Origin of the sequence: Pseudomonas sp. NDM, assembly GCF_003105095.1 — a bacterium.
Classification (GTDB): domain Bacteria; phylum Pseudomonadota; class Gammaproteobacteria; order Pseudomonadales; family Pseudomonadaceae; genus Aquipseudomonas; species Aquipseudomonas moraviensis_A.
Genome location: NZ_QETJ01000215.1, coordinates 1 through 6826, shown reverse-complemented (window position 1 = coordinate 6826; position 6826 = coordinate 1). Strand labels below are relative to the sequence as shown.

The 6826-nt window shown below is 60.1% G+C and carries 6 protein-coding genes; all 6 read left to right on the top strand.

Translation table 11 applies throughout. From position 1 onward, the window contains the following. The first annotated feature begins 80 nt into the window (after window positions 1-80). The 6 genes from tilS to ispD all read left to right on the top strand — a co-directional run bounded on the left by tilS (window position 81) and on the right by ispD (window position 6761). Window positions 81-1409 carry a tRNA lysidine(34) synthetase TilS gene (gene tilS / locus DCO47_RS24790; protein WP_116659131.1) on the top strand — a complete coding sequence of 443 codons (1329 nt, stop codon included), beginning with the start codon at window positions 81-83 and terminating at the stop codon, window positions 1407-1409. Window positions 1410-1683: 274 nt separating this feature from the next. Next, the gene (locus DCO47_RS24785) at window positions 1684-3315 is read left to right on the top strand and encodes a CTP synthase (protein ID WP_016771462.1); all 1632 of its coding nucleotides are present in this window, start codon (window positions 1684-1686) and stop codon (window positions 3313-3315) included. Window positions 3316-3319: 4 nt separating this feature from the next. Continuing rightward, a complete protein-coding gene (kdsA, locus tag DCO47_RS24780) occupies window positions 3320-4165 on the top strand; it encodes a 3-deoxy-8-phosphooctulonate synthase (protein ID WP_065615281.1) in 846 nt (281 codons plus the stop codon). A gap of 155 nt (window positions 4166-4320) precedes the next feature. After that, complete coding sequence (gene eno, locus DCO47_RS24775) at window positions 4321-5610, top strand: phosphopyruvate hydratase (RefSeq protein WP_041478121.1); 1290 nt, start codon at window positions 4321-4323, stop codon at window positions 5608-5610. Window positions 5611-5778: 168 nt separating this feature from the next. Beyond that, entirely contained in the window at window positions 5779-6057 is a 279-nt protein-coding gene (gene ftsB / locus DCO47_RS24770; protein ID WP_007964293.1) for a cell division protein FtsB, read from the top strand. Beyond that, entirely contained in the window at window positions 6054-6761 is a 708-nt protein-coding gene (gene ispD, locus DCO47_RS24765; protein ID WP_116659130.1) for a 2-C-methyl-D-erythritol 4-phosphate cytidylyltransferase, read from the top strand. Before ftsB ends, ispD begins: the two co-directional genes overlap by 4 nt. Window positions 6762-6826: the final 65 nt, after the last annotated feature.

Here is a 6826-nt window from a genome sequence, read left to right as displayed (position 1 = left end):
ATTCAACCCATGTGTTGGCTGTCACACCGCTATCGCGAGCAGGCTCACTCCTACATTTGTTTTGGGGCAAAGAGTTAGATATGGGTCAGTCCATGAGTGATTTGCCGTCGCAGCTTCTGCTGAACCTTGAGCCCTGGCGCAACGCCGCTCACTGGCGCGTCGCCTTCTCGGGCGGCCTCGATTCCACCGTCCTCCTGCATCTGCTCGCCACTCTGGCGAAAACCGAATCCCTCCCAGCGCTAAGCGCCATTCATATCCACCACGGCCTTCAGGCTGCGGCCGATGCGTGGCCGCAACATTGCCAGGCCATTTGCGAAGCGCTGGATGTTCCTTTGCACGTGGAGCGGGTAACCGTGAAGGGCGGGGCGAGCCTGGAGCGGGCGGCGCGGGATGCGCGTTATGCCGCGTTCAATTCGCTGACGCAGACCAATGAAGTGCTTCTGACCGGCCAACACCGCGACGACCAGGCGGAAACGCTGCTGTTTCGCCTGTTGCGCGGAGCCGGCGTACGTGGGCTTGGCGGGATGCCGCAGCAGCGCCCGGTGGGGAAGGGCATGCTGGTGCGACCGTTGCTCGATGTCAGCCGCGCTGAGCTGGAAAGTTATGCACAGACACATCAGTTGCGCTGGATCGAAGATCCGTCGAATCAGGATCGGCAGTTTTCGCGCAACTATCTGCGTCACCAGATCATGCCGGTGCTGACCGAGCGCTGGCCGCAGGCGCAGGCGAGCATGGCGCGTACGGCGGCGCATCTGCGTGAAGCGCAGGGCTTGCTTGATGAGCTGGCGCAGATCGATCTGGCGCAGGCTGAAACTTCACATGAGTTTGATTGGCTCGGCGTGCCATCCCTGGCGCTGGCGCCGTTGGCAGCGTTGTCTGACGCGCGCCAGCGAAATGCCCTCAGCCACTGGCTCGAACCGTTGACCCGGCTGCCAGACGCTGACCATTGGTCGGGCTGGATCGACCTGCGCGATGCCAGCGCCGACGCCGCTCCGATCTGGCGGCTGGCCGACGGCGAACTGCATCGCAGCGCCGGCCGCATCTGGTGGCTGAGTGGTCATTGGCTGCGCCTACCAGTGATCGGCGCCGACTGGCAGACCCCGAGGTCAGCGCTACGCTTGGCCGATAACGGGCGCGTCATGTTTCACGGGCAAGCTCCATCCGGGCCGTTGCGCATTGCCTATCGGCAGGGCGGTGAGGTCATGCAACTGGCCGAGCGCGGTCGTCGTGATCTCAAGCGTCTGCTCAATGAGCGCGCGGTGCCGGCATTCGTGCGTGGCAGATTGCCGCTGCTGTTTCGTGGCGAAGAATTGCTCGCGGTGGCGAACCTGTCGGGTCTCGACGGTCAGATGCACGAAGGCTGGGCATTGCAATGGCAGCCAACAGACGAAGATCAAGGTTTGAGCTGAAAGGAGCATTCCGGTAGACTACGCTCCCTTCTTGATACAACTTCTGTGGATTCGCCTGAATTGCAGGAGTTGCCGATTACCAAGCAGTCTTTGCTGGGCGATTCCAAAAAATGTGTAGCGAGCAACGTACCGGTGTTTCATCTGCCGGTCTGTCACAACGCGGCGGTTTTTTCGAAAGGTGCACTGTGATTAATGCAGGTGATCGGGGGCTTCGGCCTTCCTTCGCTTTCCCCGGCGGCTCGTTCCGCTTTAACGCAGACTTCTAGGGTTTTTCATGACGCGCTACATATTCGTCACGGGCGGTGTTGTTTCTTCATTGGGGAAAGGCATTGCCTCGGCTTCATTGGCGGCTATCCTGGAGGCGCGGGGGCTTAAGGTCACCATGCTGAAGCTGGATCCGTACATCAACGTCGATCCAGGCACCATGAGCCCGTTCCAGCACGGTGAAGTGTTCGTCACCCACGACGGCGCCGAGACCGACCTGGACCTGGGTCACTACGAGCGGTTCATCCGCACGACCATGACCCAGAACAACAACTTCACCACCGGCCGCGTCTACGAGCACGTGCTGCGCAAAGAGCGCCGTGGCGACTACCTGGGTGCAACCATCCAGGTGATCCCGCACATCACCGACGAAATCAAGCGCCGCATCATCAAGGGTGCCGGTGATGCAGACGTGGCAATGGTCGAAATCGGTGGCACCGTCGGTGACATCGAGTCGCAGCCGTTCCTCGAAGCCATCCGCCAGCTGCGTTTCGAAGTCGGCGCCAAGCGCGCGATGCTGATGCACCTGACGCTGGTGCCGTATATCGCCACCGCCGGCGAAACCAAGACCAAACCGACCCAGCATTCCGTCAAGGAACTGCGTTCGATCGGTCTGCAGCCAGACGTGCTGGTGTGCCGTTCCGATCACCCGATCGACGTGTCCTCGCGTCGCAAGATCGCGCAGTTCACCAACGTTGAAGAGCGTGCGGTGATCGCGCTGGAAGACGCCGATACGATCTACAAGATCCCGGGCATCCTGCACTCGCAGGGTCTGGACGATTTCGTCGTGGAGCGTTTCGGTCTGCAATGCGGCAGTGCCGATCTGTCCGAGTGGGACGCAGTGGTCGATGCCAAGCTGAATCCGGAACACGAAGTGACCATCGCCATGGTCGGCAAGTACATGGAATTGCTCGATGCCTACAAGTCGCTGATCGAAGCGATGAGTCACGCCGGCATCAGCAACCGCACCAAGGTCAACCTGCGCTACATCGATTCCGAAGACATCGAAAACCAGGGCACTGCGCTGCTTGAAGGTGTCGACGCGATTCTGGTGCCGGGCGGCTTCGGTCTGCGTGGCGTGGAAGGCAAGATCACCGCCGTTCAGTACGCTCGCGAAAACAAGGTTCCGTACCTCGGCATCTGCCTCGGCATGCAAGTGGCGGTCATCGAATTCGCTCGTAACGTGCTGGGCTGGAAAGACGCCAACTCCACCGAGTTCGATCGTGCCAGCGGCCATCCGGTTGTCGGCCTGATCACCGAGTGGGAAGACGCCACCGGCGCTGTTGAAGTGCGTACCGAAGCGTCCGATCTGGGCGGCACCATGCGCCTCGGCGCGCAGGATTGCCTGCTCGAGCCGGGCTCCAAAGTGCACGATTGCTACGGCAAGGATGTGATCGTCGAGCGTCACCGTCACCGTTACGAAGTGAACAACAACCTGCTGCCGCAGATCATCGAAGCCGGCCTGAAAATCTCCGGTCGCTCCGCCGATGCTGCGCTGGTCGAAGTGGTTGAAGCGCCGGATCATCCATGGTTCGTCGCCTGCCAGTTCCACCCTGAGTTCACCTCGACCCCACGCGACGGCCACCCGCTGTTCAGCGGTTTCGTCAAAGCCGCGTTGGCTCAACACCAGAAGAAGGCGTAACCCGATGGCACAGAAGATTATCCGCGTCGGCGACATCGAGATTGCCAACGACAAGCCGATGGTCCTGTTCGGCGGCATGAACGTGCTGGAAAGCCGTGACATGGCCATGCAGGTTTGCGAAGAGTACGTAAAGGTCACCGAAAAACTGGGTATCCCGTACGTGTTCAAGGCCAGCTTCGACAAGGCCAACCGGTCTTCTGTGACCTCCTATCGCGGTCCTGGCCTGGAAGAGGGCATGCGCATCTTCCAGGACATCAAACAGGCCTTCGGCGTGCCGATCATCACCGACGTCCACGAGCCGGATCAGGCCGCGGTCGTCGCTGAAGTCTGCGACATCATTCAGTTGCCGGCCTTCCTGTCGCGCCAGACCGATCTGGTTGTCGCGATGGCCAGGACAAACGCCGTGATCAACATCAAGAAAGCCCAGTTTCTCGCGCCTCAGGAAATGAAACACATCCTGAACAAGTGCGTCGAAGCCGGTAACGATCAGTTGATCCTCTGCGAGCGCGGTTCGAGCTTCGGCTACAACAACCTCGTGGTCGACATGCTCGGCTTCGGCATCATGAAGCAGTTCGAATATCCGGTGTTTTTCGACGTGACCCACGCGCTGCAAATGCCTGGTGGTCGTGCCGACTCCGCCGGTGGTCGTCGTGCCCAGGTTCTGGATCTGGCCAAGGCCGGCATGAGCCAGTCGCTGGCGGGTCTGTTCCTCGAAGCGCACCCGGATCCGGACAACGCCAAATGCGACGGCCCTTGCGCGTTGCGTCTGGACAAACTGGAGCCATTCCTGGCCCAGCTCAAAGCTCTGGACGAACTGGTGAAGAGTTTTCCGACGGTAGAAACCGCGTAACGCTCGATTCTCCGGTAAAGTACCGCACGATTTGTCGCTCAGGCCCTCGGGCTTGAGCGCTGTCGTCTGCAAGTCTGCCCGCTGTACTTCGCTTGCCGACGATAAAGATTTCCTCTAGCTGCGTCGTTTTCGTCAACTTTGGAGTGTTTACAACAATGGCAAAAATCGTCGACATCAAAGGTCGTGAAGTTCTCGACTCCCGTGGCAATCCCACCGTGGAAGCGGACGTGCTTCTCGACAACGGCATCATCGGCAGCGCCTGCGCGCCGTCCGGTGCATCCACTGGCTCGCGTGAAGCACTCGAGCTGCGTGATGGCGACAAGAGCCGTTACCTGGGCAAGGGCGTGCTCAAGGCGGTAGCCAACATCAACGGTCCGATCCGCGATCTGCTGCTGGGCACTGACCCAAGCGACCAGAAAGCCCTCGACCAGGCGATGATCAAGCTCGACGGTACCGAAAACAAAGCGACCCTGGGCGCCAACGCCATCCTCGCCGTGTCCCTGGCTGCGGCCAAGGCGGCTGCGCAGGATCAGGACCTGCCGCTGTACGCACACATCGCCAACCTCAACGGCACCCCGGGTGTGTACTCGATGCCGGTACCGATGATGAACATCATCAACGGTGGCGAGCACGCCGATAACAACGTCGACATCCAGGAATTCATGGTGCAGCCAGTCGGCGCCAAGTCGTTCTCGGAAGGTCTGCGCATGGGCACCGAGATTTTCCATCACCTGAAAGCCGTGCTGAAGGCCCGTGGCCTGAGCACCGCCGTTGGCGACGAAGGCGGTTTCGCACCGAACCTGGCGTCCAACGAAGATGCGCTGAAAGTGATCTCCGAAGCGGTGGCCAATGCCGGTTACAAGCTGGGCACCGACGTGACCCTGGCGCTGGACTGCGCTGCGAGCGAGTTCTACGAAGACGGCAAGTACAACCTGTCCGGCGAAGGTCAGGTGTTCACTGCTGAAGGTTTCGCCGACTACCTCAAGGGTCTGACCGAGCGTTACCCGATCATCTCCATCGAAGACGGTCTGGACGAGTCCGACTGGGCTGGCTGGAAAATCCTCACCGACAAGATCGGCGAGAAGACCCAGCTGGTAGGCGACGACCTGTTCGTGACCAACACCAAGATCCTGAAAGAAGGCATCGATAAAAAGATCGCCAACTCGATCCTGATCAAGTTCAACCAGATCGGCACCCTGACCGAAACCCTGGAAGCCATCCAGATGGCCAAGGCTGCCGGTTACACCGCAGTGATCTCGCACCGTTCCGGTGAAACCGAAGATTCGACCATTGCCGACCTGGCCGTGGGCACCTCGGCTGGCCAGATCAAGACCGGTTCGCTGTGCCGTTCCGACCGCGTTTCCAAGTACAACCAGCTGCTGCGTATCGAAGAGCAGTTGAACGGCAAGGCCAAGTACAACGGCCGCGCCGAGTTCCGCGGTTAAGCGCAACCTGATCAAAGGACACCGGATTGTGTCGGAAAAGTCGTGACAGCGATGGATTTGCCACTAATCTGATGCCTTAAGCACAAGCCTGGATCTTTCCAGGCTTGTGCTATCAGATGCAGCAACATGATGCGTGGCTGTCTTTTTTCACTGGATACCTGATATTCGATGCGCAGTCCTTACTGGTTGTTTCTCGTTTTGCTCTTGCTGCTGGCCGGTCTGCAGTACCGCCTGTGGGTGGGCAATGGCAGTCTGGCGCAGGTCGCCGAGCTGAAACAGCAGATCGCCGATCAACATGCCGAGAACGAAGGCCTGCTGGAGCGCAACCGGGTGATGGACGCTGAAGTCAGCGAATTGAAAAAAGGCATGGAGACCGTTGAAGAGCGGGCTCGTCACGAACTGGGCATGGTCAAGGACGGCGAAACCCTTTACCAGTTGGCCCAATGATCGATTCCCTGCCGGCCTTCTGGGCCGTGATTCCTGCCGCGGGCGTCGGTGCCCGAATGGCCGCGGACCGTCCCAAGCAATACCTGCAACTGGGCGGACGCACAATTCTCGAACACAGCCTCGGCTGTTTCCTCGATCACCCGCGCCTCAAGGGGCTGGTGGTCAGTCTTGCGGTTGACGATCCTTATTGGCCGAACCTGGCCTGCGTCAACGATTCGCGCATTCAGCGGGTCGACGGCGCAGCCGAGCGTTCCGGTTCGGTGCTCAACGCCTTGCTGCATCTGCATGCGCAGGGTGCCGACGATGACGATTGGGTGTTGGTGCACGATGCGGCCCGGCCGAATCTGAGTCGTGATGATCTCGACAAGTTGCTCGCTGAACTGGCGGATGACCCGGTGGGCGGTCTATTGGCGGTTCCCGCTCGCGACACGCTTAAACGCGTTGATAAAAACGGGCGTGTGGTTGAAACGGTGGATCGCAGCGTGATCTGGCAGGCGTATACGCCGCAGATGTTTCGCCTCGGGGCTTTGCATCGGGCGTTGGCGGACAGTCTGGTCGCTGATGCGGTGATTACCGACGAGGCTTCGGCGCTGGAGTGGGCCGGTCTGGCGCCGCGTCTGGTCGAAGGGCGGGCGGATAATCTCAAAGTGACACGGCCGGAAGATCTGGAGTGGTTGCGCCAGCGTTGGGCGAACCGCCCTTAAAGACCAAAAGATCGCAGCCTTCGGCAGCTCCTACAGAGGAATGCGATTTCCTGTAGGAGCTGCCG

Excerpts from the sequence above, each read along its gene's own strand:
- tilS (WP_116659131.1), top strand. The coding sequence starts at position 81 with ATGGGTCAGTCCATGAGTGATTTGCCGTCGCAGCTTCTGCTGAACCTT.
- DCO47_RS24785 (WP_016771462.1), top strand. The coding sequence starts at position 1,684 with ATGACGCGCTACATATTCGTCACGGGCGGTGTTGTTTCTTCATTGGGG.
- kdsA (WP_065615281.1), top strand. The coding sequence starts at position 3,320 with ATGGCACAGAAGATTATCCGCGTCGGCGACATCGAGATTGCCAACGAC.
- eno (WP_041478121.1), top strand. The coding sequence starts at position 4,321 with ATGGCAAAAATCGTCGACATCAAAGGTCGTGAAGTTCTCGACTCCCGT.
- ftsB (WP_007964293.1), top strand. The coding sequence starts at position 5,779 with ATGCGCAGTCCTTACTGGTTGTTTCTCGTTTTGCTCTTGCTGCTGGCC.
- ispD (WP_116659130.1), top strand. The coding sequence starts at position 6,054 with ATGATCGATTCCCTGCCGGCCTTCTGGGCCGTGATTCCTGCCGCGGGC.